Source organism: Pedococcus sp. P2_E5 (genome assembly GCF_056403895.1).
This window is the reverse complement of record NZ_JBFUEP010000048.1, coordinates 1-26,278: the sequence shown is the minus strand read 5'-3', so window position 1 is coordinate 26,278 and position 26,278 is coordinate 1. Positions and strand designations below refer to the sequence as shown.

Annotated in this window: 25 protein-coding genes; 13 read left to right on the top strand and 12 right to left on the bottom strand. The window is 71.0% G+C overall.

What is annotated here, in order from left to right; all coding sequences use genetic code 11:
- Positions 1-13: 13 nt before the first annotated feature.
- Positions 14-1,900 (bottom strand): PQQ-dependent sugar dehydrogenase, encoded by a 1,887-nt coding sequence (locus tag AC1DVZ_RS15830; RefSeq protein WP_477619164.1) that lies wholly within the window; start codon positions 1,898-1,900, stop codon positions 14-16.
- A 243-nt stretch (positions 1,901-2,143) separates the two neighbouring features.
- Here AC1DVZ_RS15830 and kynA point away from each other — a divergent pair, with 243 nt between their 5' ends.
- On the top strand, positions 2,144-2,998 hold the full coding sequence (gene kynA, locus AC1DVZ_RS15825; RefSeq protein ID WP_477619163.1) for a tryptophan 2,3-dioxygenase: 855 nt from the start codon (positions 2,144-2,146) through the stop codon (positions 2,996-2,998).
- Here the strand turns inward: kynA and AC1DVZ_RS15820 are convergent.
- A complete protein-coding gene (locus tag AC1DVZ_RS15820; RefSeq protein ID WP_477619162.1) occupies positions 2,880-4,445 on the bottom strand; it encodes a glucose-6-phosphate dehydrogenase in 1,566 nt (521 codons plus the stop codon). The genes kynA and AC1DVZ_RS15820 overlap by 119 nt on opposite strands.
- Positions 4,446-4,493: 48 nt before the next feature.
- Here AC1DVZ_RS15820 and AC1DVZ_RS15815 point away from each other — a divergent pair, with 48 nt between their 5' ends.
- Complete coding sequence (locus AC1DVZ_RS15815) at positions 4,494-5,483, top strand: PfkB family carbohydrate kinase (protein WP_477619161.1); 990 nt, start codon at positions 4,494-4,496, stop codon at positions 5,481-5,483.
- Here the strand turns inward: AC1DVZ_RS15815 and AC1DVZ_RS15810 are convergent.
- From AC1DVZ_RS15810 to AC1DVZ_RS15800, 3 genes are read right to left on the bottom strand one after another with little or no spacing between them, the layout of a single operon-like run.
- Entirely contained in the window at positions 5,480-6,184 is a 705-nt protein-coding gene (locus tag AC1DVZ_RS15810; protein WP_477619160.1) for a M50 family metallopeptidase, read from the bottom strand. The two genes, AC1DVZ_RS15815 and AC1DVZ_RS15810, sit on opposite strands and share 4 nt — an antisense overlap.
- Positions 6,185-6,215: 31 nt before the next feature.
- Positions 6,216-7,214 carry an SDR family oxidoreductase gene (locus AC1DVZ_RS15805; protein ID WP_477619159.1) on the bottom strand — a complete coding sequence of 333 codons (999 nt, stop codon included), beginning with the start codon at positions 7,212-7,214 and terminating at the stop codon, positions 6,216-6,218.
- Between the two features lie 36 nt (positions 7,215-7,250).
- On the bottom strand, positions 7,251-7,664 hold the full coding sequence (locus AC1DVZ_RS15800; RefSeq protein WP_477619158.1) for a MerR family transcriptional regulator: 414 nt from the start codon (positions 7,662-7,664) through the stop codon (positions 7,251-7,253).
- 122 nt (positions 7,665-7,786) lie between these two features.
- Here AC1DVZ_RS15800 and AC1DVZ_RS15795 point away from each other — a divergent pair, with 122 nt between their 5' ends.
- Both AC1DVZ_RS15795 and AC1DVZ_RS15790 read left to right on the top strand, forming a co-directional pair.
- Complete coding sequence (locus AC1DVZ_RS15795; RefSeq protein WP_477619173.1) at positions 7,787-8,968, top strand: acyl-CoA dehydrogenase family protein; 1,182 nt, start codon at positions 7,787-7,789, stop codon at positions 8,966-8,968.
- 20 nt (positions 8,969-8,988) lie between these two features.
- The gene (locus AC1DVZ_RS15790) at positions 8,989-10,608 is read left to right on the top strand and encodes an acyl-CoA carboxylase subunit beta (RefSeq protein ID WP_477619172.1); all 1,620 of its coding nucleotides are present in this window, start codon (positions 8,989-8,991) and stop codon (positions 10,606-10,608) included.
- 21 nt (positions 10,609-10,629) lie between these two features.
- On the opposite strand, the gene AC1DVZ_RS15785 is transcribed toward AC1DVZ_RS15790, so the two are convergent.
- The 3 genes from AC1DVZ_RS15785 to AC1DVZ_RS15775 all read right to left on the bottom strand — a co-directional run bounded on the left by AC1DVZ_RS15785 (position 10,630) and on the right by AC1DVZ_RS15775 (position 15,062).
- Complete coding sequence (locus tag AC1DVZ_RS15785) at positions 10,630-11,292, bottom strand: Maf family protein (protein WP_477619157.1); 663 nt, start codon at positions 11,290-11,292, stop codon at positions 10,630-10,632.
- Between the two features lie 49 nt (positions 11,293-11,341).
- Entirely contained in the window at positions 11,342-13,243 is a 1,902-nt protein-coding gene (locus AC1DVZ_RS15780) for a Na+/H+ antiporter (protein WP_477619156.1), read from the bottom strand.
- A gap of 106 nt (positions 13,244-13,349) precedes the next feature.
- On the bottom strand, positions 13,350-15,062 hold the full coding sequence (locus tag AC1DVZ_RS15775) for a DUF885 domain-containing protein (protein WP_477619155.1): 1,713 nt from the start codon (positions 15,060-15,062) through the stop codon (positions 13,350-13,352).
- A gap of 73 nt (positions 15,063-15,135) precedes the next feature.
- On the opposite strand from AC1DVZ_RS15775, the gene AC1DVZ_RS15770 reads away from it, so the two are divergent.
- Positions 15,136-15,819 carry an MOSC domain-containing protein gene (locus AC1DVZ_RS15770; RefSeq protein ID WP_477619154.1) on the top strand — a complete coding sequence of 228 codons (684 nt, stop codon included), beginning with the start codon at positions 15,136-15,138 and terminating at the stop codon, positions 15,817-15,819.
- A 32-nt stretch (positions 15,820-15,851) separates the two neighbouring features.
- Here AC1DVZ_RS15770 and AC1DVZ_RS15765 read toward each other — a convergent pair whose 3' ends face one another.
- Together AC1DVZ_RS15765 and AC1DVZ_RS15760 are read right to left on the bottom strand one after the other, a co-directional pair.
- Positions 15,852-16,079, bottom strand: a complete 228-nt coding sequence (locus AC1DVZ_RS15765; protein ID WP_477619153.1) for an acyl-CoA carboxylase subunit epsilon — start codon at positions 16,077-16,079, stop codon at positions 15,852-15,854.
- The gene (locus AC1DVZ_RS15760) at positions 16,076-17,740 is read right to left on the bottom strand and encodes an acyl-CoA carboxylase subunit beta (RefSeq protein ID WP_477619152.1); all 1,665 of its coding nucleotides are present in this window, start codon (positions 17,738-17,740) and stop codon (positions 16,076-16,078) included. The genes AC1DVZ_RS15765 and AC1DVZ_RS15760 overlap by 4 nt, the downstream gene beginning before the upstream one ends.
- Before the next feature lie 24 nt (positions 17,741-17,764).
- On the opposite strand from AC1DVZ_RS15760, the gene AC1DVZ_RS15755 reads away from it, so the two are divergent.
- The 5 genes from AC1DVZ_RS15755 to AC1DVZ_RS15735 are packed head-to-tail and all read left to right on the top strand — an operon-like array spanning position 17,765 to position 22,191.
- Complete coding sequence (locus tag AC1DVZ_RS15755; RefSeq protein ID WP_477619151.1) at positions 17,765-18,547, top strand: biotin--[acetyl-CoA-carboxylase] ligase; 783 nt, start codon at positions 17,765-17,767, stop codon at positions 18,545-18,547.
- A 9-nt stretch (positions 18,548-18,556) separates the two neighbouring features.
- Positions 18,557-19,663, top strand: a complete 1,107-nt coding sequence (locus AC1DVZ_RS15750) for an adenylate/guanylate cyclase domain-containing protein (protein ID WP_477619150.1) — start codon at positions 18,557-18,559, stop codon at positions 19,661-19,663.
- The gene (locus AC1DVZ_RS15745) at positions 19,660-20,451 is read left to right on the top strand and encodes an enoyl-CoA hydratase/isomerase family protein (protein ID WP_477619149.1); all 792 of its coding nucleotides are present in this window, start codon (positions 19,660-19,662) and stop codon (positions 20,449-20,451) included. The genes AC1DVZ_RS15750 and AC1DVZ_RS15745 overlap by 4 nt, the downstream gene beginning before the upstream one ends.
- 30 nt (positions 20,452-20,481) lie before the next feature.
- The gene (locus AC1DVZ_RS15740) at positions 20,482-21,159 is read left to right on the top strand and encodes a response regulator transcription factor (protein WP_056922896.1); all 678 of its coding nucleotides are present in this window, start codon (positions 20,482-20,484) and stop codon (positions 21,157-21,159) included.
- A 9-nt stretch (positions 21,160-21,168) separates the two neighbouring features.
- Entirely contained in the window at positions 21,169-22,191 is a 1,023-nt protein-coding gene (locus AC1DVZ_RS15735) for a sensor histidine kinase (protein ID WP_477619148.1), read from the top strand.
- Positions 22,192-22,197: 6 nt separating this feature from the next.
- Here the strand turns inward: AC1DVZ_RS15735 and AC1DVZ_RS15730 are convergent, their stop codons facing one another.
- Positions 22,198-22,704: a GtrA family protein gene (locus tag AC1DVZ_RS15730; RefSeq protein ID WP_477619147.1), complete on the bottom strand. Its 507-nt coding sequence runs from the start codon at positions 22,702-22,704 to the stop codon at positions 22,198-22,200.
- Between the two features lie 62 nt (positions 22,705-22,766).
- On the opposite strand from AC1DVZ_RS15730, the gene AC1DVZ_RS15725 reads away from it, so the two are divergent.
- Together AC1DVZ_RS15725 and purE are read left to right on the top strand one after the other, a co-directional pair.
- Positions 22,767-23,975: a 5-(carboxyamino)imidazole ribonucleotide synthase gene (locus AC1DVZ_RS15725; protein ID WP_477619146.1), complete on the top strand. Its 1,209-nt coding sequence runs from the start codon at positions 22,767-22,769 to the stop codon at positions 23,973-23,975.
- The gene (gene purE / locus AC1DVZ_RS15720; RefSeq protein ID WP_477619145.1) at positions 23,972-24,520 is read left to right on the top strand and encodes a 5-(carboxyamino)imidazole ribonucleotide mutase; all 549 of its coding nucleotides are present in this window, start codon (positions 23,972-23,974) and stop codon (positions 24,518-24,520) included. The genes AC1DVZ_RS15725 and purE overlap by 4 nt, the downstream gene beginning before the upstream one ends.
- A gap of 79 nt (positions 24,521-24,599) precedes the next feature.
- Here purE and AC1DVZ_RS15715 read toward each other — a convergent pair whose 3' ends face one another.
- Positions 24,600-25,055, bottom strand: coding sequence for a CoA-binding protein (locus tag AC1DVZ_RS15715; RefSeq protein ID WP_477619144.1), 456 nt, complete (start codon positions 25,053-25,055; stop codon positions 24,600-24,602).
- Positions 25,056-25,183: 128 nt separating this feature from the next.
- Between AC1DVZ_RS15715 and AC1DVZ_RS15710 the strand changes: the two genes are divergently transcribed.
- Complete coding sequence (locus tag AC1DVZ_RS15710) at positions 25,184-26,245, top strand: LLM class F420-dependent oxidoreductase (RefSeq protein WP_477619143.1); 1,062 nt, start codon at positions 25,184-25,186, stop codon at positions 26,243-26,245.
- Positions 26,246-26,278 lie beyond the last annotated feature (33 nt).

Sequence of the window (26,278 nt, the reverse complement as noted above, 5' to 3'; positions counted from 1 at the left end):
CCCGCGGGGGTGTTCAGCGGAGGACGCCACCCACCTTCGACCAGGTGTAGTGACCGCCGCGGCCGTCGTAGGCGTACAGGGCGTTGTCGGTCCCACGCCCGAGCACGACGTAGCTCGTGGAGGAGCGGCTGGTCACGGCCGGCGCACCGCTCAGCAGCCCACCGATCGCGGTGACGAAGGTGGCCTGGATGATCACCGGCGTCTGGCCGTTCCGGCTGACCATGACGGGCTGGGGGCCCTGGGCCACCGCTGGCCCTGACCACGTCAGGCGACCGAGGTTGGTGAATCCGCGCGCGACGCCGGTCGCCGAGAGCACGACGCGGAAGAGCTGCCCGTTGGTGCCTCGCACGACCACCGAGACGGTCCCGGCGGTGCGGTCCGCGCTCGCGGCGGGCGCTGCGGACAGCACGCCGCCGACCTTGGTCCAGGGGGTCCAGCCAGAGCCGTCCCACCGGATCCGGGACAGGACATCTCCGGTCGTGCGGGCGACGATGTCGATCGTGCCGGTGCTCAGGGAGGCGGCGGAAGGAGCGCTGGTCAGCTCACCGCCGACGTCCTCCCACGCGTGGTAGGCGCCGCCGGTGGAGTACGTGTGCAGGAGGTGCCCGTTGTTGCCCTTGGCGAACAGGTCGACCCGTGAACCGCCCCAGGTCACCGCTGTCGGGGCCGAGGCGATGGTGCCGGGGATGGCGGTGAAGCCACTGAAGGCTCCACCGCCGGCCGCCTGGTTGGTGTAGTAGACGCGGTCGTCAGTCCCACGCACGAAGGCCGTCACCTGTGATCCGCGCAGCACCGTGGCGACTCCGCTGGGGGAGACGTCCAGACCGGGGGACCACGTCGGGGCGGCCGGCGCGACCGGGTCGACCCGCGAGATACGGTCATTCCCGCCGCCGTTGCTGGTGCTGACGTAGACCGACCCGCCGGTGGCGCTCTGGACGGTGCGGATCCGGCCGATCGTGTCGTCGAGCTGGCTCATCTGCTCGTTGCCGATCACGCGCCCGTCGGGCGTCATCGAGAGCACCCGGACGCCCTCGTTCTTCAGCTCGGCGACGGCCAAGGCGCCTTCCCACCGACCCCAGGCCGCCCCAGTGAGGAAGGTCGCTCCGCTCGTGGCGACCGTGGGCCTGCCGGACCGCCACATCGCGCGAATCGCCGCAGGGTACGTGACGGTGTCGGTCATCGGGACCGACTGGTCGTAGTTGTGCGTGGCACCGTCCGGGTCCCAGCCGTAGTTGCCACCGCGGCGCAGCAGGTTGACCTCGTCGTCGACGTCCGGCCCGTGCTCGGCGCTCCACATCTGGGAGGTGCCCGGGCGCAGGGCCAGGCCCTGCACGTTGCGGTGCCCGTACGTGTAGATGAACCGGGCTCGGCCACCCCTGCTGTAGAAGGGGTTGTTGGTGGGTGCCGTGCCGTTCCGGTTGACCCGCAACGTCTTGCCACCCAGGGAGGTCAGGCTCTGTGGGGCCGGCCCGGTGATCGCGTCACCGGTCCCGATGTGGAGCGTGCCGTCCGGCGCGTTGCGCAGCCGGCACCCGCCGTGCTGCCCCGTCGTGATGGGTATGCCGGTCAGCACGGGGGAGCCGCTGCGGGACGCCGAGGTGCCATTGGCAGCGAGGACCCAGCGCAGCACGCGGATGTCCACCGGTGAGGTGCCGGCGCCCTTGTAGGCTTGACACGTGTAGTAGGTGCGGTTGGTTGCGAACGAGGGATGCAGGGTGAGCCCCATGAGGCCCGACTCCGATCCGACGAACAGGTCCGACTGGTTGGTCGCGACGGTCTGCACCGAGCCGTTGGTTCGGCGCAGCTTCGTGCTGCCGCCGCGTTCGGTGAACAGCACCGACCCGTCCGGGAGAACGGCCAGGTCCCAAGGGATGGTCAGGCCGGTGGTCAGGGTGGTCACCTGGACGCCTGGGGCGGGCTGTGCCGCCGCGGCGGCCTGAGGTGCCACCGCGGGCGTGACCAGGCAGGCCGTCGACGCGAGCCCTGCACACAGCCGCACTGCGACCGTGCGAACTTCAACCTGACGAACTGCGACCGTGCGAACCGCAACCGAACGAACAGAGTCCATGCTTGGGACGGTACCCTCGCGCCGCGACCCATGCCTGTTGTGAGAGCGCTCTTCCTCGCGCCATAGGGTGGCGCCATGAGCGGTGACGACACGCGGTCGGTGCGGGAGATCGAAGAGGGCGTGCAGCGGGACTTCTCGGGGGCGATGTCCTACGGCGACTACCTGGGACTGGACCAGCTCCTCGCGGCGCAGCACCCCCGGAGCCAGCCGGCCCAGCACGACGAGCTGCTCTTCATCATCCAGCACCAGACCTCCGAGCTGTGGCTCAAGCTGATGCTGCACGAGCTGCGCTCGGCCCGGGCCCTGCTCACCACCGACGAGCTCGCCCCGGCGCTCAAGCGGCTGGCGCGGGTCAAGCGCATCCAGGAGGTCCTCACGGACCAGTGGTCGGTGCTGGCCACGCTGACGCCGAGTGAGTACGCCGAGATCCGGCCCTTCCTGGCCACCAGCTCGGGCTTCCAGTCCTGGCAGTACCGCGCCGTCGAGTTCCTGCTGGGCAACAAGAACGCCGACATGGTGACCGTGTTCGAGCACGACCCGACTGCGCGCGACCTGCTCGCCGAGCTGCTGGTCGAGCCGAGCCTCTACGACGAGTTCCTGCGCTACCTCGCCCGCCGCGGGTATGCCGTGCCCGCCGAGCTGCTCGAGCGCGACTTCACCCAGCCCTACCGGGAGAACGAGGGGCTCGTCGACACCTTCGCCTCGGTCTACGCCCGGCCGAGCGAGCACTGGGGCGTCTACGAGACCTGCGAGGAGCTCGTGGACCTCGAGGACAACTTCCAGCAGTGGCGGTTCCGGCACCTGCAGGTGGTCACCCGCACGATCGGCCACAAGAAGGGCACCGGCGGCTCGTCCGGCGTCGACTTCCTGCGTCGTGCCCTCGACCTGACCTTCTTCCCCGAGCTCTACTCGGTGCGCACCCGCGTCTGACGCGGGCCACCCGGCTACCGCTGAGGCGGTCCGTCGATGCCGCCGTCCAGCTACGGCAGCCAGCCCGCGCCGCCGCCGCCGACCCCGCGGYATACGACTCCAGGGGCACTCTGTCGTCCGCCCACGCCTTGATGACCGGGGCCATCACGCGCCAGCACTCCTCGGCGGCGTCGCCGCGCACGGTGAGCAGCTGGCTGCCGTCGAAGATCTGCGCCAGCACCTCGCCGTAGGGCTGCATGCGCGGTGCGGCGAGGCTGGCGGTGAGGGTCTTCTGCTCGAGGTCGACCGGATCGCCCTCGGCGTTCATGGTCAACGTGAGCGAGACGGCGCCGGGCTTGAGGTCGATGGTCAGCAGGTCACCGGCGGAGCCGCCCGCGAACCCGGTGGGCAGGTGCGGGACGTCACGGAAGTGGGCGACGATCTGCTTGCGCGGCACGCCCATGGCCTTGCCGCTGCGCAGCACGAACGGCACGCCGGCCCATCGCTGGTTGGCCACCTCGAGGGTGACCTGGGCGAGCGTCTCGGTGGACCGTGCGGGGTCGACGCCCTCCTCCTTGGCGTAGTCCGGCACCGTCCGGCGACCGAGCGTCCCCTCGGTGTAGCGCGCCCGCCGGGAGGACCGCTTGGGTGAGCCGCCCCAGACCTTCGTGGCGCGCAGCACCTGGGCCTTCTGGTCCTGCAGCTCCCGGGCGTCGAGGGCGGCGATCGACTCCATGGCGAACAGCGCCAGCACCTGGAGCAGGTGGCTCTGCAGCATGTCCTTCAGCGCCCCCGCGCCGTCGTAGTAGCCCGCCCGTCCCTCGAGGGCGAGGTCCTCGTCGTAGACGATCTCGACCCGCTCGATGTGCTCGGCACTCCAGATCGGGGCCAGCACGCGGTTGGCGAAACGAAGGCCCACGAGGTTGAAAACCGTTGCGACGCCGAGGAAGTGGTCGATGCGGAAGATGTCCTCCTCCGGCACCACCTTGTGCAACAGCGCGTTGAAGTGCACCGCCGACGCGTGGTCGGTGCCGAACGGCTTCTCCAGGGCGAGCCGGGTGACCTCGGGCAGGTCGACGTGCTGGAGCAGCTCGCAGACCTTCATGGTCACCTGCGGGGGCAGCGCGAAGAAGATGACCAGGGGACCGTCACCGCAGCCCGCCACCAGCTCGCGCAGCGCCGCCTCGTCCAGCAGATCGGTCTTGACGTATGCCGTGCGCTTCGTGACCGCGCTGGTCAGCTCGGTTGTGGATGGGCGTGGCGCCGGTGGCTTGGTTTCGGCGAGGGAGTCCTTCACGCGGGCCTTCCACTGGGCGGCGGTGAAGTCCACCCGATCGGCGCCGACGACCCGGACCCGGCGATCCGGCTCGACCGCGAGCAGGCTGGCCAGGCCGGGCAGGAGCAGCCTCTTGGTCAGGTCGCCCCCGGCGCCGAGGATGAGCAGGGTCGTCTCCGGTGCAGTCGGCATGCCGTGCAGCATTACACGGGGCCCACGCACCCGGCATACTCCCTCAGCATGACCAGCCACGAGGGCCCACGCGACCGCGCGCCGGCGCCACGGGTCATCCACACCGCGCAGGCCCTGGTCGACGAGGTGGTCGTGGTCGAGGCGCTGCCGGTGCGTGGCGGCAACGCGGTGGCGCAGTCCTATGCCCGCTATGCGGGGGGAGCGGTCAACATCCTCGTGGCCGCTGCGCGTTCCGGGGCCCAGGCCGTCCTGGCAGGGGCGGTGGGCACGGGTGCCAACGGCGACCTCGTCCGTTCGGCACTCGCGGCCGAAGGAGTCGCCGTGAGCAGCCCACCCGTGACCGACCTCGACACCGGGATCTGCTTCGTCATGGTCGAGCCCAGTGCGGAACGCACCTTCGTGACGACCCAGGGCGCCGAGCGACGGATCAGCGTCGAGTCCCTGCAGACCTCGTCACCGGTGGCGGGCGACCTGGTCTGCGTCAGTGGCTTCTCGCTCGTCGGTCGCACCCGGGACCCGTTGGTGGAGTGGCTCGACGGCCTGGTGGCCGGTGTGGTCGTCGTCCTCGACCCGGGTGCGGCCTTTGCGGACCTCCCCGAAGAGCTGCAGCAGCACGTGCTCTCCCACACGAGCGTCTGGACGAGCAACGCACAGGAGGCCGAGCAGCTCACCGGGCATGCCGACCCCGCGGCCTCGGTGGAGGCGCTGACAGGGCGCCTCCCTGCGGGTGCCGTCGCGATCGTGCGCGACGGGCCCAAGGGCTGCCACCTGCGCGAGGGTCGCCGCACGGCATACCTGCCGGGGTATCCGCAGGAGGCGGTCGACACGAACGGCGCGGGAGACACCCACACCGGGGTGCTCGTCGCGTGCCGCGCAGCCGGTGCGGACTGGGAGACAGCGGCGAGGCGAGCCAACGCGGCAGGGGCGATCAAGGTGACCCGGCGCGGCCCGGCGACCGCACCGACTCCCGCCGAGATCGACAGGTTCTTGGATGAGCAGGGCCTCGACGAGCAGGGTCTCGCGGGTCGGGTCACCTAGCGCCAGGCGCCCGCGACCTCCGTGGCGGCCAGCCAGCTGGCGCCCGCGCAGACGAGGACGAACGTGCCGTTCCAGACGACGGTCGGGACGTGGGTGAGCGACGCGAGGACCGCGGGGTCGCTCGTGCGGTTGCGCGTCCGCAGCACGGCGCCGAGGTGCCGCCAGGCCCCCACCAGCAGCACGATCCCGGACCCCACGAGGACCTGGGCCTGCACCGAGTCGTCGCGCCACCACCACAGGGCGCCGGTGGCGCCGAGCGCCGCCAGCATCACCGCCGCCGTGAGCAGCGAGCGCACCCGGACGAGCGCGACGAGCAGGACGACGGCGACCAGGGTGAGGGCCGGCGCCGCCCACCCGCGACCCGCGGTCCAGACCAGCGCCGCACCCACCACGGCCGGCGCGGGGTAGCCGGCCCAGGTCGAGAGGACGCGCCCSGGGCCACGCGTCGGCCCGACGGTGACCGCGTGCCCGGACATGTCGCCGCGCAGCACGAACCCGGTGAAGCGACGTCCCACAGCCAGACCCACCATGGCGTGGCCGAGCTCGTGGACCAGCGTGACGGCCAGCCGCAGGACCTGCCAGACGGCCGGCACGGCCACCACGAGGAGGGCTGCCACGAGGGCAACGGTCACGGCGGGAGCGCTCATCGCGACGTCGCCCGACACCGGCTCGATCCGGCTGCGTACCTGTTCCCAGTCCACGGCGGCGAACCTAGCCGAGCCGCCTGTGCTCCTACCTTCCGGGGATGCGGTGGGCCTCGACCAGCTGGTCGTACAGCGCGTCGAGGCGCTGGTCGACGGAGCGGCGGGCCGGGTCCGCGTCGTGCCAGTCGACGATCTCCTGCGCCCCCTGTCGGAACGGCACCCGGGCGCTCCAGCCCGGCACGAGCGTGCGGATCTTGCTGTTGTCGAACACCATCGAGTGCGCCTTGTCGCCCAGCAGGCTGTCGCCGAACTCCTCGTCCACGGCGGCAATGGCGTCGGACGGCACGTGCACGAGGTGTGGCTCCACGCCGGCGGCCTCGGCGATGTCTGCGTAGATCCGGTTCCAGGTCGGAGCCTCGTCGCCGGTGATGTGGAACGCCTCGCCGATCGCCTCCCGCCGGCCCAGCAGCCCGACGAAGGCCCTCGCGAAGTCGGTGTGGTGGGTGATGGTCCACAGCGAGGTGCCGTCGCCGTGCACCACGACGGGTTTGCCCTGCCGCATCCGCTCGACCAGGGTCCAACCGCCCTCGAACGGCGGCAGGGTGTGGTCGTAGGTGTGCGACGGCCGCACGATCGTCATCGGCAGCCTGGTTGCCCGGTAGGCCCCGACGAGCAGGTCCTCGCAGGCGATCTTGTCGCGCGAGTACTCCCAGAACGGGTTGCGCAGGGGAGTGGACTCGGTGACCGGGAGGCGCGACGGCGGAGTCTGGTAGGCCGACGCCGAGCTGATGAAGACGTACTGCCCGGTGCGCGGCGCGAACTGGTCGAGCTGCTGCTGCACCTGGTCCGGCGTGAACGACAGGAAGTCGACGACCACGTCGAAGTCGCGCTCGCCGACGGCGTCCCGCACGGCCTCGGCGTCCCGCACGTCAGCGGTCAGCGCCTCGGCGTCAGGATGGGCCGGGTGTGTGGTGCTCGTGCCCCGGTTGAGGATCGTGACCTCGTGTCCCTGCTCAAGGGACTGCGCGACGCAGGCCGAGCTGATGACGCCGGTACCGCCGATGAAGAGAACGCTCTGACTGGCCATGTCGCGAGCCTAGGCCGCCGATCCGCGTCCGGCAGGTCAGGCCAGGCGGTCGAGGTCCGCGCGACAGCGACGCTCGAACTCCCCGAGCTCGGTGATGGCGTCCTCGAGGTCGCGGCGCCGCTGCTCGAGGTCGCTGCGGCGCTCGTCGATCTGGTCCAGGACGTACTCGAGCTGGCTGGCCTTGCCCCGTGGCCGGTCGTAGAGGTCGATGATCGTGCGGATCTCCTCGAGCGGGAAGCCGAGTCGCTTGCCCCGCAGGATCAGCGCGAGCCGGGTGCGGTCGCGGCGGTGGTAGATCCGGACGGTGCCCCGTCGCTCGGGCGTGATCAGGCCCAGGTCCTCGTAGTGCCGCACCGTCCGGTGGGTGACGCCGAACTCGGCCGCGATCTCGCGGATCGTCCAGGTCTCCTGGACGCGCTCGGCGAGGGCGCTGGAGGTCGGGGCTGGCATACCCGTGAGTATTGCTTTACGTTTACGTCAACGTCAAGCACCACCACACCCACGGTATGCCGCGCGGCCGGGAGCACGACCTCGATCAGGTCCGTCTCGGCGCGCACCACGAAGGAGAGACGATGTTCGAGCTGAGCAAGGAGCACGAGGACTTCCGCAAGGTCGTCCGGGAGTTCGCCGAGGCAGAGGTCGAGCCGCACATCGCCAAGTGGGACAAGGACCACCACTTCCCGAGCGACCTCGTCCCCAAGATGGGCGAGCTGGGGCTGTTCGGCCTCGTCGTGCCCGAGGAGTTCGGCGGGATGGGCGACGACGGCGACTTCACCTCGCTCTGCGTCGCCATCGAGGAGCTCGGCCGGGTCGACCAGTCCATCGGCATCACCCTGTCTGCCGGCGTGGGCCTGGGCATCAACCCGATCCTGACCTACGGCAGCCAGGAGCAGAAGGAGCGCTTCCTGCCCGACCTCGTGGCCGGTCGCGCGCTCGCCGGCTTCGGCCTCACCGAGCCCGATGCCGGGTCCGACGCCGGAGCCACACGCACCAAGGCGGTCCGTGAGGGCGACGAGTGGGTCGTCAACGGGTCCAAGGCGTTCATCACCAACTCGGGCACCGACATCACTTCTGTGGTCACCGTGACCGCCCGCACCGGCACCAACGACGACGGCTCCGCGCAGCTCAGCGCGATCATGATCCCTTCCGGGACACCGGGATTCACCGTCGAACCGGCCTACGACAAGCTCGGCTGGCACGCCTCCGACACGCACGGCCTGACCTTCGAGAACTGCCGCGTCCCGGCAGGGAACCTCCTGGGCAACGAGGGCGAGGGGTTCAAGCAGTTCCTCAAGACCCTCGACGACGGCCGCATCGCCATCTCGGCCCTCGCGGTCGGCATGAGCCAGCGGATGCTCGAGGAGACCACCGAGTACGCCAAGACCCGCAAGGCGTTCGGCAAGCCGATCGGCGTCAACCAGGGCGTGTCCTTCCAGATCGCCGACCTCGCCGTCATGGTCGAGGCCTCGCGCCAGCTGACCTACAAGGCCGCCTGGCTCAAGGACGAGCTGGAGCACGGCCGCCGCTCGGTCAAGGAGGTCAAGCAGGCCGCCGCGATCTGCAAGCTCTACTCCACCGAGGCGGCCGTCACCGCGACCCGCATCGCCACCCAGGTCTTCGGCGGCAACGGCTTCATGGAGGAGTACCCCGTGGCCCGGTTCTACCGCGACGCCAAGATCCTCGAGATCGGCGAGGGCACCTCCGAGGTGCAGCGCATGGTCATCGCGCGCCACCTCGGCCTGCCGACCGCGTGAGCGCCGGAGTGCGAGAGGGTATGCCGGTGACCTCCACCCCTTCGTCCGTCCCGACCGAGCCCACCGGCCAGCCCCCCTTCGCCGTGGGCGGTGACAGCGGCACCGACCCCAAGGTGACCGACGTCCGGGAGCGGCTCGCCGCGGCATACCTGGCCTCGGCGGTCGCGCCGGAGAAGGCGCAGGCCAAGCTGGACTCGCAGGGCAAGCTGTACGTCCGCGACCGGATCGCGATGCTGTTCGACGAGGGCAGCTTCGTCGAGGACGCGCGGTACGCCAACGCCACGGCGAAGGGCCTGCCGGCGGACGGCGTGGTCACGGGGCGTGGCACGGTCGACGGGCGACCGGCGGTCGTCATCGCCAACGACCCGACCGTGAAGGCCGGGTCGTGGGGAGCGCGGACGGTCGAGAAGATCGTGCGGGCCACCGAGATGGCGCTGCGCGAGGAGCTGCCGGTCTTCTGGTTCGTCGACTCCGCGGGTGCCAGGATCACCGACCAGGTCGAGATGTTCCCCGGACGCCGCGGCGCCGGTCGCATCTTCCACAACCAGGTCGCGCTGTCGGGCAAGGTGCCGCAGATCTGCTGCCTGTTCGGGCCGAGTGCCGCGGGCGGTGCCTACATCCCGTCCTTCACGGACCTGATCATCATGGTCGAGGGCAACGCATCGATGTACCTCGGCAGTCCTCGCATGGCGGAGATGGTCGTGGGAGAAAAGGTCTCGCTCGAGGACATGGGTGGTGCGCGGATGCACTGCACGGTCTCCGGTGTGGGCGACCTGCTCGTCGCCGACGACACCGAGGCCATCGAGATGGCGCGGCTGTACTTCTCCTACCTGCCCGCCAACTGGCGCTCTGACCTGCCGTCCTACGCGCCGGAGGAGCCCTCGACGCCGCTCACGCGGCATACCGTGCCCGAGCGCGAGAGCCAGCCCTTCGACATCCACGAGGTCATCGACGGTCTCGTCGACGACGAGTCGTTCTTCGAGGTCAAGCCGCTGTTCGCGCCCGAGCTCGTCATCGGGTTCGGCCGGATGTCGGGTGAGACCGTCGGCATCGTCGCCAACAACTCCATGGTCAAGGGCGGGGTGCTGTTCACCGACAGCGCCGACAAGGCTGCGCGGTTCATCTGGCTCTGTGACGCCTACTCGATCCCGCTGATCTACCTCGCCGACGTCCCGGGCTTCATGATCGGGTCGGAGGTCGAGCGCGGCGGCATCATCCGGCACGGTGCCAAGATGGTGCACGCGGTGTCCTCGGCCACCGTCCCCCAGTTCTGCGTGATCGTCCGCAAGGCCTACGGGGCCGGGCTCTACGCGATGGGCGGTCCCGGCTTCGGCCCCGACGCCACCATCGCGTTGCCGACCGCACGGATCGCCGTCATGGGCCCGGAAGCGGCCGTCAACGCCGTCTACGCGAACAAGATCGCGGCGATCGAGGACCCTGCCGAGCGCGAGCAGTTCGTGCAGGACATGCGGCGCGAGTACGAAGAGGACGTCGACCTCGAGCGGCTCGCCGCCGATCTGGTCCTGGACCAGATCATCGAGGCAGACGCGCTGCGTGCCGAGCTGCTGCTGCGGCTGCGCTACGCCAAGACGCGCGACCGCCACTTCGCGACCAAGCGCCGCGACATCCCCCCGGTCTAGGTCTGCTGCTGGCCCCGAGCGTCAGGCGCGCTCGCCCTGGGCGCCTCGGTGCGCCGAGCTGCGCAGGTCGTGCCACGCCAGTCCGACCTCAATGAGCAGCTCGCGCAGCAGCGGCAGCGAGAGACCGACCACGTTGCTCGGATCACCCTCGATGCTCGTGACGTAGGGGCCGCCGAGCCCGTCGAGGGTGAAGGCCCCGGCCACGCGCAGGGGCTCGCCCGTCTCGACGTAGGCCTCGATCTCGTCGTCGGTCAGCTTGGCGAAGTGCACGGTGGTGGACGCCGTGGCCCCGAGCGTGGCGCCCGTCCCGCCCTGGGCCTCGTCGCGGGTGTCGACGACCCAGTGGCCGGTGTGCAGGATGCCGGAGCGGCCGCGCATCTGGCGCCACCGCGACCTGGCCTCCGCCGCGGACGCGGGCTTGCCGTGGATCGCACCGTCGAGGTCGAGGACCGAGTCGCACCCGATGATGATCGCGTCGTCGATCTGGTCGGCCACGTCCTCGGCCTTGGCACGCGCAAGGACGAGCGCGACGTCCTCGGCGACCAGCTCGCCGTAGGTCTCCAGCGCCGCCGCGGTCACGGCTGCCTCGTCGACCGAGCTCACGACGACGCTGGGCTCCAGCCCCGCGGCGGCGAGCAGTCGGCGGCGAGCGGGGGAGGCGGAAGCGAGCACGAGGGAGGTCACGAGGCGAGGCTACCCATCCGCGGCGCCCACACGGCATACCCGCTGGTCGTCAGCCGAGCTGGTCGTCGACGAAGCACCAGCGCCAGGACTCGCCGGGCTCGAAGCTGCGCATCACGGGATGGTCGGTCTCACGGAAGTGGGCCGACGCGTGCTTCTGGGGCGAGGAGTCGCAGCACCCGACGTGGCCGCAGTCCAGGCACAGTCGCAGGTGCACCCACGTCGTGCCGTCGCGGAGGCACTCCTCGCACCCGTGCGGGCTGGTCGGCGCCACGAACCGGTCGTGGTGGTCGGCGAGGTGCTCGCACTCGTCCTCGGGGCGCTCCGGGGGCAGCAGCGGGTCCTCGCGCAGCTCGTCGGAGCGCTCCTCGATCCGGTCGAGCATCGACTCCTCGATGTCGAGCTGGGCGAAGACGTGACCCAGCACCTCCTGGTCGACGGTGCCCGCGTCGCGGATCCGCAGGAGCTCGGCGCGCTCGGCCCCCAGCATGATGAGGCGCACCCGGCGGTAGGTCGCGCTGGGCGTCTCGACCGCGTCGGCGCGCCCCTGGCCGAGCCGTTCCCAGACGATGTTGGTGCGGTTCTCTGCGCGCCGGCGCAGGGTCTCGATGACGTCGTCCTCGACGTCGTGGTGCTCCTCGAGCGCCTTGAGGCCGGCCGCGACCGACGACTGGAGGATGGTCGCCTCCTGCAGGGCGTCCTCCCGCGGATCGGGGCCGCGCACGCCGAGCGCTCGCGCGAGCCAGGGCAGCGAGAGCCCTTGCAGGAGCAGGGTTGCCACGGTCACCGTCATCGCGGCCAGTACCAGGGTCGACCGCTGGGGGGTCTCCTCCGGCAACGTGAAGGCCGCGGCGAGGGTCACCACACCCCGCATGCCCGCCCAGGAGATGACCCCGGCTGCCCTCGGGTGGAACTTGCCGTCGCCCCTCGGGAGCTTGGCCTGCAGCAGCTTGAACGGGAAGACCCAGATCGGTYGCAGCACCACCACCGTGGCCAGGACGGCCAGGCACACCAGGATCACCCGGCCCCACCCCGGGCCGGTCTGGCCGGCGTCCTCGACCAGCCTGCGCATCTGCATGCCGAGCATGAGGAACACGACGTTCTCGAGGATGAACTGGATGGTCGTCCAGTTGATCCGCTCGCTCAGCCGCGACGAGGCGTTCTGGATGATCGGCGACTTGTGTCCCAGGAGCAGACCCGCGACGACCACGGCCAGCACTCCCGAGCCGTGGTAGTGCTCAGCGGGCAGGTAGGCGAGGTAGGGGACGATGAACGAGATGGACGTGTCGATGGCCGACTCGGTGACCTTGCGACGCACGAAGGCGATGACGACGGCGACGAGGACCCCGAAGCCGACTCCGAGGACCACCGCACGGCCGAAGTCGAAGGCCACCGAGCCCATCGTCACCTTGTCGGCGTGCTCGCCGGAAGCCACCGCGGCCGCGGCGAGCGGGAAGGCCGCGATGGCGGTGCGCAACGAGACCAGCGCCGTCGCGTCGTTGACCAGCGACTCGCCCTCGAGGATCGTCACGATCCGCCTGGGCAGCCCGATCCGTCTCGCCACTGCTGTCGCGGCCACCGCATCCGGTGGCGCCACGATCGCCCCGAGCGCGAACGCCACCGCGAACGGGACCCCGAGCAGCCACCACGTCACGAGGCCGACGCCCCCGGCGGTGAACAGGACGAGCCCCACGGACAGGCCCAGGATGGGTTGCCAGTTGGCGCGGAAGTCCACGAGCGAGGTGCGGATCGCCGCGGCATACAGCAGGGGCGGCAGCAGGCCGACCAGCACGACCTCGGAGCTCAGCTCCGGCTCGGGGATGAACGAGACGTAGCTGATCGCGACACCCACGACGAGCAGCGCGAGGGGCGCGGCGACGCGCCAGCGCTGCGCGAACCCCGCGACGACGATGACGGTGGCGATGATGGCGACGATCGCGCCGGCAGTTTCCACGCGCACATCTTCGCAGGCACCCTCGGGTATGCCGGGTGGCGGGCGTCAGCGGGCGGCCCACCACCAGTGGTGGGCCGCCGCTCGGAAACCCTGGCCCAGGGTGCGGTCAGCCGAGCTCGCCCAGCACCGCCTCGCGCAGCGTGTCGAGGCCGACGCCACCGATGTCGAGCGCCCGGCGGTGGAAGTCCTTGAGCGAGAACGCCTCTCCCTCGCGCTCCTCGACCTGGTCGCGCAGCTGCATCCAGAGCCGCTCACCGATCTTGTAGGAGGGTGCCTGCCCGGGCCAGCCGAGGTAGCGGTCGAGCTCGAACCGCAGCCATGCCTCGCCCTGGTTGGCGTGGTCGGTGAGGTACTGCCAGGCCTTGTCGTAGGTCCACTCGCCGCCGCCGACCTCGGCCGGCGCCTCGAACCCGCAGTGGACGCCGATGTCGATGACGACGCGCGCGGCGCGCAGCGACTGGCTGTCGAGCAGCCCCATCTTGTTGCCCGGGTCGTCCATGTAGCCGAGCTCGTCCATGAGCCGCTCCGCGTAGAGCGCCCAGCCCTCACCGTGACCGGAGGTCCAGGCGAACATCCGCCGCCACTTGTTGAGCAGCTCCGACCGGAAGACCGTCTGGGCGACCTGGAGGTGATGCCCCGGCACGCCCTCGTGGTAGACGGTCGTGAGCTCCTTCCAGGTGCCGAACTCGGTCACGCCCTTGGGGACCGACCACCACATGCGTCCAGGCCGGGAGAAGTCCTCGGAGGGGCCCGTGTAGTAGATGCCACCCGTCTGGGTGGGCGCGATGAGGCACTCGATGGTGCGCACCGGGTCAGGGATGTCGAAGTGCGTGGCGGCGAGGTTGGCGATGGCCTCGTCGGCGCGCTCCTGCATCCACGCCTTGAGCTCGTCGGTGCCGTGCAGCTGGTAGGCCGGGTCGGCATCGAGCGCGGCGATGGCCTCCTTGACGGTGCTGCCCGGCTTGATCTGCTCGGCGACCTGCTCCATCTGCGCCGTGATCCGCTCGACCTCCTGCTGGCCCCAGGCGTAGGTCTCGGCGAGGTCGACCCTGGCGCCGAGGAACGAGCGGGACAGCAGGGAGTACCGCTCCTGGCCGCAGGCGTCCGCCAGGGGTGCGTCGTCGAGCAGGTGGTCCTTGAGCCAGGTGCCGAGCTCGGTGTAGGCCGACGCCGCGCGCGCGGCCGCCGTCGCGAGCGAGTCCCGGGTCGCCTCGGCGAGCTCTCCGGCCCCGTCGTCCCCGCTGAGCCTGGCGTCCTCGACGAGCTTGGCGAAGTACCCGTCGTCCGCGACGAGGTCGACGCACTGCTGGATGCAGGCCTCCACCTGGCGTCGCGGCGCGACGTTCCCCTTCGCCGAGGCGGCGAGGAGGCTCTCCTGCCAGCCGGCGAGGGCGCCGGGCACCCGCTCGAGGCGTCGGCTGATGACTCCCCAGTCCTCGTCGGTGGCCGTGGGCATGAGGTCGAAGCAGCCGCGGACCTCCTGCAGGGGGGAGGCGATGACGTTGAGGGACATCTCGTCGAGCCCGGCCCGGTGGGTCTCCTCCGCGAGGCCGAGGCGCTCGCGCATGGCGGCCAGGGTGACCCGGTCGATCTCGTCGACGGGGTCCGCTCCGTCGAGCTGGGCGAGGGTGTCGGTCCGCAGGGCGGCGTGCGCCTCGTGGCCGGCGGGGGAGAAGTCGTCGAGCTCCTCGTCGTGACCGGCGATGCCGAGGTAGGTCGCCGTGATCGGGCTGAGCGCGACGAACTTCGCCAGGAAGTCGTCAGCGATGCGGTCGATGTCGGTGGCGGGTCGGGCTGCTGCAGTCGTCTCTGTGCTCACGCGAGCGAAGGTACCCCAGCGTCCTGACGGCGGCACCGGAATAACTCGTTGCCCTTCTCCCTAGGCTGGGCCCATGGCTGCACACCTGCTGTCGCTCAACGTCGGGCGCGCCGAACCCAGCACCGCCAAGAACGTCGGCGTGACCGGCATCGCGAAGCGGCCCGTCGAGTCCGCCCACCTGCGTGCTCCCGGACCCAAGCACGGCGGGCTGGGCAGCGGGGTCGAGGGCGACTTCCTCGGTGACACCCAGCACCACGGCGGCGACTACCAGGCGGTCTACGCGTTCGCCCGCGAGGAGCTCGACCGGTGGGCCGAGCAGCTGGGGCGGGCCCTGTCGAACGGCATGTTCGGGGAGAACCTCACCACCAGCGGTCTCGACGTCGACGGTGCGCTCGTCGGGGAGCGCTGGGCAGTCGGTGACGAGGTCGTGCTGGAGGTCTGTGGCCCGCGGATCCCGTGCGCCACCTTCGCCGCCCGGATGGGCGAGCGGGGCTGGGTCAAGCGGTTCAGCGACGTCGGACGCACCGGCGCCTACCTGTCCGTCGTGACGGGCGGGACGGTGCGGCCGGGGGACGCGATCGAGGTCGTGTCGCGACCCGCGCACGACATCACCGTGCCCGACACGTTCCGGGCGTTCATGGGTGACCTCGAGGTGGCCGAGCGGGTGCTGGCGGCCAACTGCCTGGTCGAGGTCGAGGCCGCGGAGCTGCGCGAGACCGTGGCACGGCGACGATCGGCCGGGTCCGAGCTCGACTGACCGAGGCGCCCTTCCCCGTCGGCGGCGCGAGGTCAGGAGGGCCAGGCGGAGGCGCGCCAGGCGCCTCGACCAGGGGTGAGCGGGCGGCGCACCGCTCGCTCGGGGGACGCCCACTGCGAGGTATGCCGCGGGGCCGGCGCCTCGACGCCGCCCGAGGCCGCGGACAGCACCGCCAGCAGCGCAGCCACCTCCTCGGGGGTCGCGTCGCCACGGACCAGCTTCAGTGGCCGCCGCTCCAGGTCGTCGTGCCCCTCGGTCACAGCGGGATGTTCCCGTGCTTCTTGGGCGGCAGGGTCTCGCGCTTGGTGCGCAGCGCCCGCAGGGCCTTGGTGACGTTCATCCGGGTGTTGCTCGGGGTGATCACGGTGTCGATGTAGCCGCGCTCGGCGGCGATGTAGGGGTTGGCCAGGGTGTCCTCGTACTCGGCGATGAACCGGGCGCGGGCCTCGTCGACGTTATCCCCGGCCTCGGCGGCCGCCGCGAGCTGCTTGCGGTAGAGGATGTTGACCGCCCCCTGGGCGCCCATCACGGCGATCTGCGCGGTCGGCCAGGCGAGGTTGATGTCGGCCCCGAGGTGCTTGGACCCCATCACGTCGTAGGCGCCACCGTAGGCCTTGCGGGTGATCACCGTGACCAGGGGGACCGTGGCCTCGGCGTAGGCGTAGATCAGCTTGGCCCCGCGCCGGATGATGCCGTCCCACTCCTGGTCGGTGCCCGGCAGGAAGCCGGGGACGTCGACGAAGGTCAGCACCGGCACGTTGAAGGCGTCGCAGGTCCGCACGAACCGGGCAGCCTTCTCGGAGGCGTCGATGTCGAGCGTGCCGGCGAACTGCATCGGCTGGTTGGCGACGACCCCGACCGAGCGCCCCTCGATCCGGCCGTAGCCCACGATCAGGTTGGGCGCGAACAGCGGCTGCACCTCGAGGAACTCGCCGTCGTCGACGACGTGCTCGATCACGGTCAGCATGTCGTAGGGCTGGTTGGCGTTGTCCGGGATCAGCGTGTCGAGCTCGCGGTCCTCGTCGGTGACCTCGAGCGAGGGCAGCTCGGCCGTGTCGTCCGCGAAGCTGGGCGGCTCCTCGAGGTTGTTCGAGGGGAGGTAGGACAGCAGCGCCTTGACGTACTCGATGGCGTCTTCCTCGTCGGTGCCCATGTAGTGCGCGACACCGGACTTGGTGTTGTGGGTCCGGGCGCCGCCGAGGTCCTCGAACGACACGTCCTCGCCGGTCACGGTCTTGATGACCTCGGGGCCGGTGATGAACATGTGCGAGGTCTGGTCGACCATGACGGTGAAGTCGGTGACGGCGGGGGAGTAGACGGCGCCGCCCGCGCACGGCCCCATGATCAGCGAGATCTGGGGGATCACGCCGGACGCGTGCACGTTGCGACGGAAGATCTCGCCGTACAGGCCGAGCGAGACGACGCCTTCCTGGATGCGCGCGCCGCCCGAGTCGTTGAGCCCGACCACGGGACAGCCGACCTTCATCGCGAAGTCCATGACCTTGCAGATCTTCTCGCCGAACACCTCGCCCAGCGACCCGCCGAACACGGTGAAGTCCTGCGCGAAGACGGCGATGGTGCGACCGTCGACGGTGCCGTAGCCCGTGACCACGCCGTCGCCGTAGGGCCGGTTGGCCTCCTGGCCGAACGCCACGGACCGGTGCCGGGCGTACTTGTCCATCTCGATGAACGAGCCCTCGTCGAGCAGCATCTCGAGGCRCTCGCGGGCGGTCTTCTTGCCCCGCGCGTGCTGCTTCTCGATGGCCCGCTCGGTCCCGGCGTGGGCGACCTCCGCGACGCGCCGCTTGAGGTCGGCCAGCTTGCCGGCCRTGGAGTGGATGTCGATGCCCGAGTCGGGGGCGGGAACGTCGGTGCCGCCGACCGAGAGCGGATCAGCGACGGAATCGGTGGTCTGCGCCATGCTGGCGAGCCTAGCCTTGCCTCCATGCGCGAATCGCTCGACCGTGAGGCATTGCACGAGGCGTTGGTCACGCCGGGTCAGCCGTGGACGGGAGTCGACGTCCACCCGACGCTCGGCTCCACCAACCTCGAGGCGGCCCGCCTCGCCCAGCTCTGGCGCGTGGTGGTGACCGACCACCAGCAGGCCGGTCGAGGGCGCCTCGGCCGGTCCTGGGACACCCCTGCCCACACCTCGGTCACGCTCTCGGTGCTGCTGCCCGCTCCCGACCAGGGGCGCGGCTGGCTGCCGCTCGCCACGGGTCTGGCGGTCCGCGACGCCCTGACGGAGGTCGCTGGTGTCGACAGCGCGCTCAAGTGGCCGAACGACGTCCTGCTGCCCGCGGACGACGACCGCAAGGTGTGCGGCATCCTCTGCGAGCTGCAACCGACGGGGATCGTGGTCGGCCTGGGCATCAACGTCGACCAGGACCGCGACGAGCTCCCGATCGACACGGCCACCTCCTTGCTGCTGGCGGGTGCCCCCGACGTGAGCCGGGAGCGCCTCGTCGTGGCGGTGCTCACCCACCTCGCCCGCTGGCACCGTGAGCTGAGCGGCGCCGCTCCGGCGCGCGCCGGCGTCCACGCGGCATACCGGAAGGCGTGCGCGACCATCGGGCGCGAGGTCGAGCTCCACGTGGCCGGCGGTGACGTACGCCGTGCTCGGGCCGTCGGCGTGGACGACGAGGGCCGCCTGGTGGTCACCAGCGCCGGTACGGAGTACGCGGTCGCCGCTGGCGACGTGGTCCACGTGCGGTCCACCACGCCCTAGGGTGACCGCATGAGCGAGGTTGGCCGACACCGGGTGGTGCGCCCGGAGGACTTCGCGGCGCTGCGCCCGGACGACCTCGAGGCGCGACTGCTCGGCAAGCCGGCCACCATGGCCCGCCGCGACGTCTCGCGCGGCGCCGAGGTGTCCCTGCTGTCGGCCCGGAAGTTCTGGCACGCGCTGGGCTTTCCGAACGTCGAGGACGACGACGCGATGTTCACCGAGGCCGACCAGATGGCCCTGGTGGCCACCGCGCGACTGGTGCGCGAGCAGGAGCTCGACGAGACGACGGCCCTGGCGATGACCCGGGCGTTCGCCCGCACCACCGACCGTCTCGCCGTCTGGCAGACCCAGCTGATGGCCGAGGCGCTCGCCGATCCCGACCTCGAGGCGGCGCTGGACGAGGCCGACGCCCGAGCCGTGCCCGACCTCGCCGCTGCCGAGGCCGCCGCGCGCAAGCTCACCGACATGGCCGACCAGCTCGAGCCCCTGCTCATCTACGCCTGGCGCCGCCACCTCACCGCCGCCATCTCGCGCATGCTGGCCGATGCGGACCCCCAGCAGTCCTCCCAGGGCGTGCGCCGGGTCGTCGGGTTCGCCGACCTGGTCAACTTCACCTCGCTGGTCCGGCGGATGACCGAGCGCCAGCTGGCCGTGGTGGTGCAGCGGTTCGAGGCGCTGGCGACCGACATCGTCACGGCGCACGGGGGACGCGTCATCAAGACCGTGGGCGACGAGATCCTGTTCGTCACCATCGACGCGGCGCCGGCGGCAGCCGTGGCGCTCGACCTGGTGGAGACGATGGCCGAGGACGACCTGCTGCCCGACGTGCGGGTGGGCATGGCCGTGGGACCGGTCCTGTCCCGCCTCGGCGACGTGTTCGGCACGACGGTCAACCGCGCCAGCCGACTGACCAGCGTGGCCCCAGGCGGGGGAGTGCTGGTGGACGACGCGCTCGCCTCGGCGCTCGCGGCCCTGTCGGGCTTCGAGACCACCGCGCTGCGTCGTCGCACCCTGCGCGGAATCGGTCCGGTCACCCCCAGCGAGCTGCGCCGGGCCGCCGGCGGCCGCCAGCCGAGCGCGCAGGCCGTCACCACCACCCGAAAGGCGTCCTCATGACCGCAGAGCTGGTCCGCATCGAGCGCCACGGCGACGGCGGCCACGTGGCCGAGCTCGTCCTGGACCGCCCCGAGGCCATGAACGCCGTCTCGACCGCGATGGCCCGGGCCATCGCCGGGGCGACCGCCGAGCTCGCCGAGGACCCCGGCGTCCGCGCGGTGGTGCTGTCCTCGACCCATCCCAGGGCCTTCTGCGTCGGCGCCGACCTCAAGGAGCGCAACTCCTTCACCGACGACGACCTGCGCGCCCAGCGCCCGGTGGCGCAGGCGGCATACCGCGGGGTCCTGGACCTGCCCGTGCCCGCGATCGCGGCGGTGGACGGCTTCGCGCTGGGAGGCGGCTTCGAGATCGCGCTGTCCTGCGACCTGGTCGTGTGCGGTGAGGACGCGGTCGTGGGCCTGCCCGAGGTGAGCGTCGGCGTGATCCCCGGCGGTGGCGGCACCCAGCTGCTGACCCGCCGCGTGGGCTGGTCACGGGCGGCACAGATGATCTTCACCGCCCAGCGCTATGCCGCCCACGACGCGTGCCGCCTGGGCGCCGTGGACGAGGTCGTGGCGGCGGGGACTGCGCGTGACCGCGCCCTCGAGCTGGCGACCACGATCGCCTCCCACTCCCCGGTCGGCGTGCGCAACGCCAAGGCCGCCATGCGGCGCGGATTCGACACCGATCTGGACTCCGGCCTGCGCATCGAGGACGAGATGTGGGCGGCCACGGCCTTCTCCGGGGACCGTGCGGAGGGGGTCGCGGCCTTCAACGAGAAACGCCGTCCCGTGTGGCCTGGTCGCTGAGATGGGTCCGTTCTACATAGCATCACCCTCATGACCCGTGTGCTCCTCGCTGAGGACGACCCTGCCATCTCCGAGCCGCTAGCTCGCGCCCTCCGCCGTGAGGGGTATGACGTGGACGTCCGCGCAGACGGACGGGCGGCCCTCGAAGCGTCCGCGGAGAACCCCGATCTGGTCGTCCTCGACCTCGGTCTGCCGTACGTCGACGGGCTCGAGGTGTGTCGCCGGATCCGTGCCGAGGGCCGCACCGTGCCCGTGCTGATCCTCACCGCCCGGGCCGACGAGGTCGACACGGTCGTGGGCCTCGATGCCGGGGCCGACGACTACGTCACCAAGCCGTTCCGGCTCGCCGAGCTGCTGGCGCGGGTGCGGGCGCTGCTGCGTCGCAACCCCACCGACGCCCCGTCCGCCCACGAGCTCGTGCGCATCGACCCCGAGGGTCGGCGGGCCTGGTTCAAGGAGGAGGAGCTGCAGCTGACCGCCAAGGAGTTCGACCTCCTGCGCGTCCTGGTGCGTGAGCAGGGCAAGGTCGTCTCGCGCGAGCAGCTGATGCGCGAGATCTGGGAGACCGCCTGGTTCGGGTCGACCAAGACGCTCGACATGCACATCTCCGTCCTGCGCCGAAAGCTCGGTGACGACGCCGCGCAGCCTCGCTACATCGCCACCGTCCGTGGAGTCGGCTTCCGGTTCGAGCGCGGCGACGAGATCTGACCGCTGACGATGCGGCAGCAGCTGATCCGCTCGACCGTGCTCGCGGTGGCCCTGGCGATCCTGATCACCATGACCCCCGTGGCGTTCGCCATCTGGAACGCGACGGTCCACGGCAAGGGCATCGTCGCCCAGTGGCTCGAGGACGGCACTCCCGCCGCGACGTCGTTCCGCCTGGTGCTCGTCGTGATCGGCCTGGGCGTGGTGGCCCTGGGGGTGGGGGTCCTGGTCGCGACCCGGCAGGCGCACAGCATGTCGCGCCCGATGACCCTCCTCGCCGAGCGCGCCGAGCGGCTGGGGGCCGGCGAGTCCCGGATCCAACCCATCAACTCCGGCATCGCCGAGCTCGACCAGGTGTCGGAGGTGCTGTCGCGCAGCGCCCAGCGACTGACCAAGTCACTCGCGTCGGAGCGCGACTTCGCCGCTGACGCCTCCCACCAGCTGCGGACGCCGTTGACCGCGCTGTTGATGCGACTAGAGGAGATCGCCGCCACCGACGACCTCGACGTCGTCCAGGAGGAGGCCAACATCGCGATCGACCAGGTCGAACGCCTGACGCGGGTGGTCGACGACCTGATGTCGCGCACCCGTCGGGGTGGTGACGAGTCCAAGGCCACCGTCTCGCTCGACTCGGTCATCGCCGCCCTCCAGCGGGAGTGGCAGCCGGCCTTCGAGCAGGCTCGACGCAGCGTCCGGGTCCACGGTGAACGAGGTCTGGTCGTCCAGGCCAAACCGGTCGACCTGTCGCAGGTCCTCTCGACCCTGCTCGAGAACGCGCTCGCCCACGGCCGGGGCACGGTCGACGTCCACGCCCGGCGCAGCGGCCCGTCGGTCGTCGTCGAGGTGAGCGACCAGGGCGAGGGGGTCCCGTCCTCCATCGCACCCCACATCTTCGAACGCTCGGTGACCACGACCGGCACCGGCCTCGGGCTGGCGCTCGCGCGCGACCTCGCCGAGTCCAACGGTGGTCGGCTCGAGCTCATCCAGGCCCAGCCGGCGATCTTCGCGCTCTTCCTCAGCGAGTCCGACGGCTGACCCTCGTCAGCCCTGGGTCTCGGCCAGCGGCGAGGTGTCGTCGAGGACTTCCTCGCTGAACACGAACCGGCGGTAGGCCCAGAACCGGAACAACGTGCCGAGCGCGATGCCGACGAGCTTGGCGACGTTCTCGGCCACCAGGCTCTCCTGTCCGAGGAAGTGGTGCGAGAAGCCGACACAGGCTGCCTGGATGAGCAGCGCCACGCCGTTGGTGAGGGCGAACAGCAGGGCTTCGTGGGCGACGGGCCGGTTGCGGCGGTGCCGGAACGTCCACATCCGGTTGCCGATCCAGGCGACACACGTGGCGACGGCTGCCGAGATGATCGTGGCCACGACCGCGCGGGAGAGGGGCCCGGTGCCGTAGCCCGACAGCACGGTGTTGCGCAGGATGTTGAACAGGCCGAGGTCCACGACGAAGGCCACTGCTCCGACGATCCCGAACTTGATCATCTCGCGGTAGAGGACGTCGATCGTGCCGCGCAGGCGGGCGACCACGGAGAGGTTCTCGGACACCAGAGGAGCCTATCGGCGGATGCCCGCGGTCCGGTGACGACCGCGGCCGATATCCTCGCCGCGTGACGTCACCGCAGCGCGCCCCCGGAGGATTCCCGGTCGTCGGCATCGTCGGCGGCGGGCAGCTGGCGCGGATGTGCGCCGCCCCCGCGGCAGAGCTGGCGATCACCCTCAGCGTCCTCGTCGAGGCGCCTGACTCGGCCGCGGCCCAGGTCATCCCGTCGTCACCGGTCGGTGACCACACCGACGTCGACGCGGTGCTGGCCTTCGCCAGGGAGTGTGACGTCGTCACCTTCGACCATGAGCACGTCCCGGCGAACGTGCTGGAAGCCCTTGTCGCAGAAGGCATCCCACTGCACCCCACGCCGGAGGCCCTGCGTTTCGCCCAGGACAAGCTGGCGATGCGCGAGCGACTGACCGAGATCGGCGTCGCCTGCCCGGCGTGGGCCGGAGCCAAGACCGCCGCCGAGGTCGAGGCCTTCGCCGCCCGAGTCGGTTGGCCGATCGTCGCCAAGACACCGCGCGGTGGGTATGACGGCAAGGGCGTCCGCGTCATCGACTCCACCGCGGAGGTCGACGACTGGCTCACCCTCGTCGCGCAGCAGCAGGGCACACCCGGTCTGCTCTCCGACGGGATCCTCGTGGAGGAGAAGGTCGACTTCGTCCGCGAGCTGGCCGTGCTCATCGCCCGCAGCCCCTCCAGCCAGGCGGCTGCGTGGCCGGTCGTCGAGACCGTCCAGACCGACAGCATCTGCACCGAGGTGCTGGCGCCCGCCCCGGGCCTCGACCCCGCCCTGGCTGCCGTGGCCACCGAAGCCGGGCTGCGCATCGCGGAGAACCTCGGTGTGACGGGCGTCTTCGCCGTCGAGATGTTCGAGGTGAGGGACCCGGGGACCGGTGCCCCGGCATACGTCGTCAACGAGCTGGCGATGCGCCCGCACAACAGCGGGCACTGGTCCATGGACGGCGCCGTGACCGGTCAGTTCGAACAGCACCTGCGCGCGGTCCTCGACCTGCCGCTCGGGGCGCCCACCCCCCGTGAGCCGCACACGGTGATGGCCAACGTCCTCGGCGGCGACTACCCCGAGCTCTACCCGGCCTACCGCCACATCATGGCGAGGGACCCCGGGCTCAAGGTGCACCTCTACGGCAAGGGCGTCCGCCCGGGTCGCAAGATCGGCCACGTCAACGTCTCCGGCACCGACCTCGCGCAGCTGCGCGAGCGCGCCGGCCACGCGGCCGACTACCTCGCAGGAGTGATCACCGAATGAGCGACCCCACCGCACCCCGCCCCGCCCCCGAGGCGTCGCCACTGGTCGGGCTGGTCATGGGCAGCGACAGCGACTGGCCGGTCATGGAGCTGGCGGCGCAGGCACTCGAGGAGTTCGGCATCGGCTACGAGGCCGACGTGGTCTCCGCGCACCGGATGCCGGAGGAGATGATCGCCTACGGCCAGCAGGCTGCAGGTCGGGGCCTGCGCGTCCTCATCGCCGGGGCTGGCGGAGCCGCGCACCTCCCCGGGATGCTCGCGGCGGTGACGCCGTTGCCCGTGATCGGCGTGCCCGTGCCCCTGAAGCACCTCGACGGCATGGACTCGCTGCTGTCGATCGTCCAGATGCCCGCGGGTGTCCCGGTCGCGACGGTCTCCATCGGCGGGGCCCGCAACGCGGGGCTGCTCGCCACCCGCATCCTCGCCGCCGGCGAGGGGGAGAATGCCGCGGGGCTGCGTGAGCGGATGACGGCCTTCCAGGCCGAGCTGCGGGACCAGGCTCACGCAAAGGGTGCGGCGCTGCGCGAGCGGCGCGGCGGCTCCTAGCAGGCGTGCCTGGCTCCTAGCGGGCCATGCATGGCTCGTGGCGAGCCGCGCCTGGCTCCCCGCGAGCCGCCCCTCGTCGCTAGCGGGCCATGCCCGCCGAGCGCACCCCTCGCCACTCGATGCGCGGGCAGGTGTCCATCACGACGTCCATCCCGGCGGCGCGAGCGCGCTCGGCAGCGGCCTCGTCCACGACGCCCAGCTGCATCCAGATGGCGTCGATCAGCAGCCGGTCCTTGTTGGCGATGGCATCGTCCACCAGCGGCCCGACGTGTTCGGAGTTGACGAAGCAGTCGACGACCTTGATGTCGGTGCCGTCGGGGATGTCGGACAACGACGCGTAGCCCTGTTCGCCGTGGACGGTCTCCGCCCTGGGGTGCACCGGGATCAGACCCTTGCCGAGCTCGACCTTGAGCCAGCGGGAGACCCCGAACGCCTCACGCTCCTGGTTGTTCGAGAGGCCCACGACGACCCAGATGCCGGGATCGATGAGGAGCTCGCGGATGAGGTCGGGATCGTTCTGGTGGCGAAAGCTCATGGCCTCAGCATCACACGGTGAGGACGCCTTGGGGAGTGGCACGGGGAGTGGCACGGGGAGGGGCGCAGGGGAGTGGCACAGGCGAGTGGCACGGGGGAGTGGCAGCGGGAGGCAGTAACGTCGGCCCCATGAAGTTCGGACTGTTCGTGCCACAGGGCTGGCGCATGGATCTTGTCGGGATCGACCCCAGCCAGCACTGGGGGGTCATGGCGGGTCTGGCGCGTCGGGCCGATGCCAACGAGGACTGGTCCTCGATCTGGGTCTTCGACCACTTCCACACGGTTCCGATCCCCAGCGAGGAGGCCACGCACGAGGCCTGGACCCTGATGGCCGCGTTCGCTGCCGTCACGGGGCGGGTGCGACTGGGCCAGATGTGCACCTGCATGGCCTACCGGAACCCGGCCTACCTCGCGAAGGTCGCCGCCACGGTCGACATCATCTCCGAGGGTCGGCTGGAGATGGGCATCGGGGCGGGCTGGTACGAGCACGAGTGGCGCGCCTACGGCTATGGCTTCCCGCGCGCCGGCGAGCGCCTCAGGGCCCTCGACGAGGGTGTCCAGATCTTCCGCCAGATGTGGACGACCGGCACGGCGACGTTCGAGGGCAAGCACTTCCAGGTCGACGGGGCGCGCTGCTACCCGCAGCCCCTCCAGGGCACGACGGCTCCCGGGTCGAAGCACAACGGCATCCCGATGTGGATCGCCGGTGGGGGCGAGAAGAAGACCTTGCGGATCGCAGCCCAGTACGCCGACTACACCAACTTCGACCCCAGCCCCGAGGGCTTCGCCGCCAAGAGCGCGATCCTCAAAGGACACTGCGACGACGTGGGCCGGGACTTCGGTGAGATCGTCCGTAGCGGCAACCTCAACGTCTTCATCGGTGCCTCCGAGCGCGAGGTCGACGACCGGTTCGCGAGCCTGCGGGCGCGGCTGCTGTCGGTGGGGACACCGGAGGCCCGCGTCGACCACCTGCTCGCGGACTACCGCCACGGCGCGACGGTCGGCACCCCCGAGCAGATCGTGGAGAAGCTCGGCGCCCTGGAGAAGCTCGGCCTGACCTACACGATCCTCAACTTCCCCGAGGCGGCCTACGACACCACGGGCATGGCGATGTTCGAGCGCGACGTGATGCCCGAGCTGCTCGACCGCGAGGAGCACGGCCACCTCTGGCACCTGCCTCGCCGTCGCTGAGCCGGCTGACGAGGCGTCCCCAGCGAAGGGCTG

Coding starts and splice junctions, on each gene's coding strand:
- kynA (WP_477619163.1), top strand. CDS start 2,144: ATGAGCGGTGACGACACGCGGTCGGTGCGGGAGATCGAAGAGGGCGTG.
- AC1DVZ_RS15815 (WP_477619161.1), top strand. CDS start 4,494: ATGACCAGCCACGAGGGCCCACGCGACCGCGCGCCGGCGCCACGGGTC.
- AC1DVZ_RS15805 (WP_477619159.1), bottom strand. CDS start 7,214: ATGGCCAGTCAGAGCGTTCTCTTCATCGGCGGTACCGGCGTCATCAGC.
- AC1DVZ_RS15800 (WP_477619158.1), bottom strand. CDS start 7,664: ATGCCAGCCCCGACCTCCAGCGCCCTCGCCGAGCGCGTCCAGGAGACC.
- AC1DVZ_RS15795 (WP_477619173.1), top strand. CDS start 7,787: ATGTTCGAGCTGAGCAAGGAGCACGAGGACTTCCGCAAGGTCGTCCGG.
- AC1DVZ_RS15790 (WP_477619172.1), top strand. CDS start 8,989: ATGCCGGTGACCTCCACCCCTTCGTCCGTCCCGACCGAGCCCACCGGC.
- AC1DVZ_RS15770 (WP_477619154.1), top strand. CDS start 15,136: ATGGCTGCACACCTGCTGTCGCTCAACGTCGGGCGCGCCGAACCCAGC.
- AC1DVZ_RS15755 (WP_477619151.1), top strand. CDS start 17,765: ATGCGCGAATCGCTCGACCGTGAGGCATTGCACGAGGCGTTGGTCACG.
- AC1DVZ_RS15750 (WP_477619150.1), top strand. CDS start 18,557: ATGAGCGAGGTTGGCCGACACCGGGTGGTGCGCCCGGAGGACTTCGCG.
- AC1DVZ_RS15745 (WP_477619149.1), top strand. CDS start 19,660: ATGACCGCAGAGCTGGTCCGCATCGAGCGCCACGGCGACGGCGGCCAC.
- AC1DVZ_RS15740 (WP_056922896.1), top strand. CDS start 20,482: ATGACCCGTGTGCTCCTCGCTGAGGACGACCCTGCCATCTCCGAGCCG.
- AC1DVZ_RS15735 (WP_477619148.1), top strand. CDS start 21,169: ATGCGGCAGCAGCTGATCCGCTCGACCGTGCTCGCGGTGGCCCTGGCG.
- purE (WP_477619145.1), top strand. CDS start 23,972: ATGAGCGACCCCACCGCACCCCGCCCCGCCCCCGAGGCGTCGCCACTG.
- AC1DVZ_RS15715 (WP_477619144.1), bottom strand. CDS start 25,055: ATGAGCTTTCGCCACCAGAACGATCCCGACCTCATCCGCGAGCTCCTC.
- AC1DVZ_RS15710 (WP_477619143.1), top strand. CDS start 25,184: ATGAAGTTCGGACTGTTCGTGCCACAGGGCTGGCGCATGGATCTTGTC.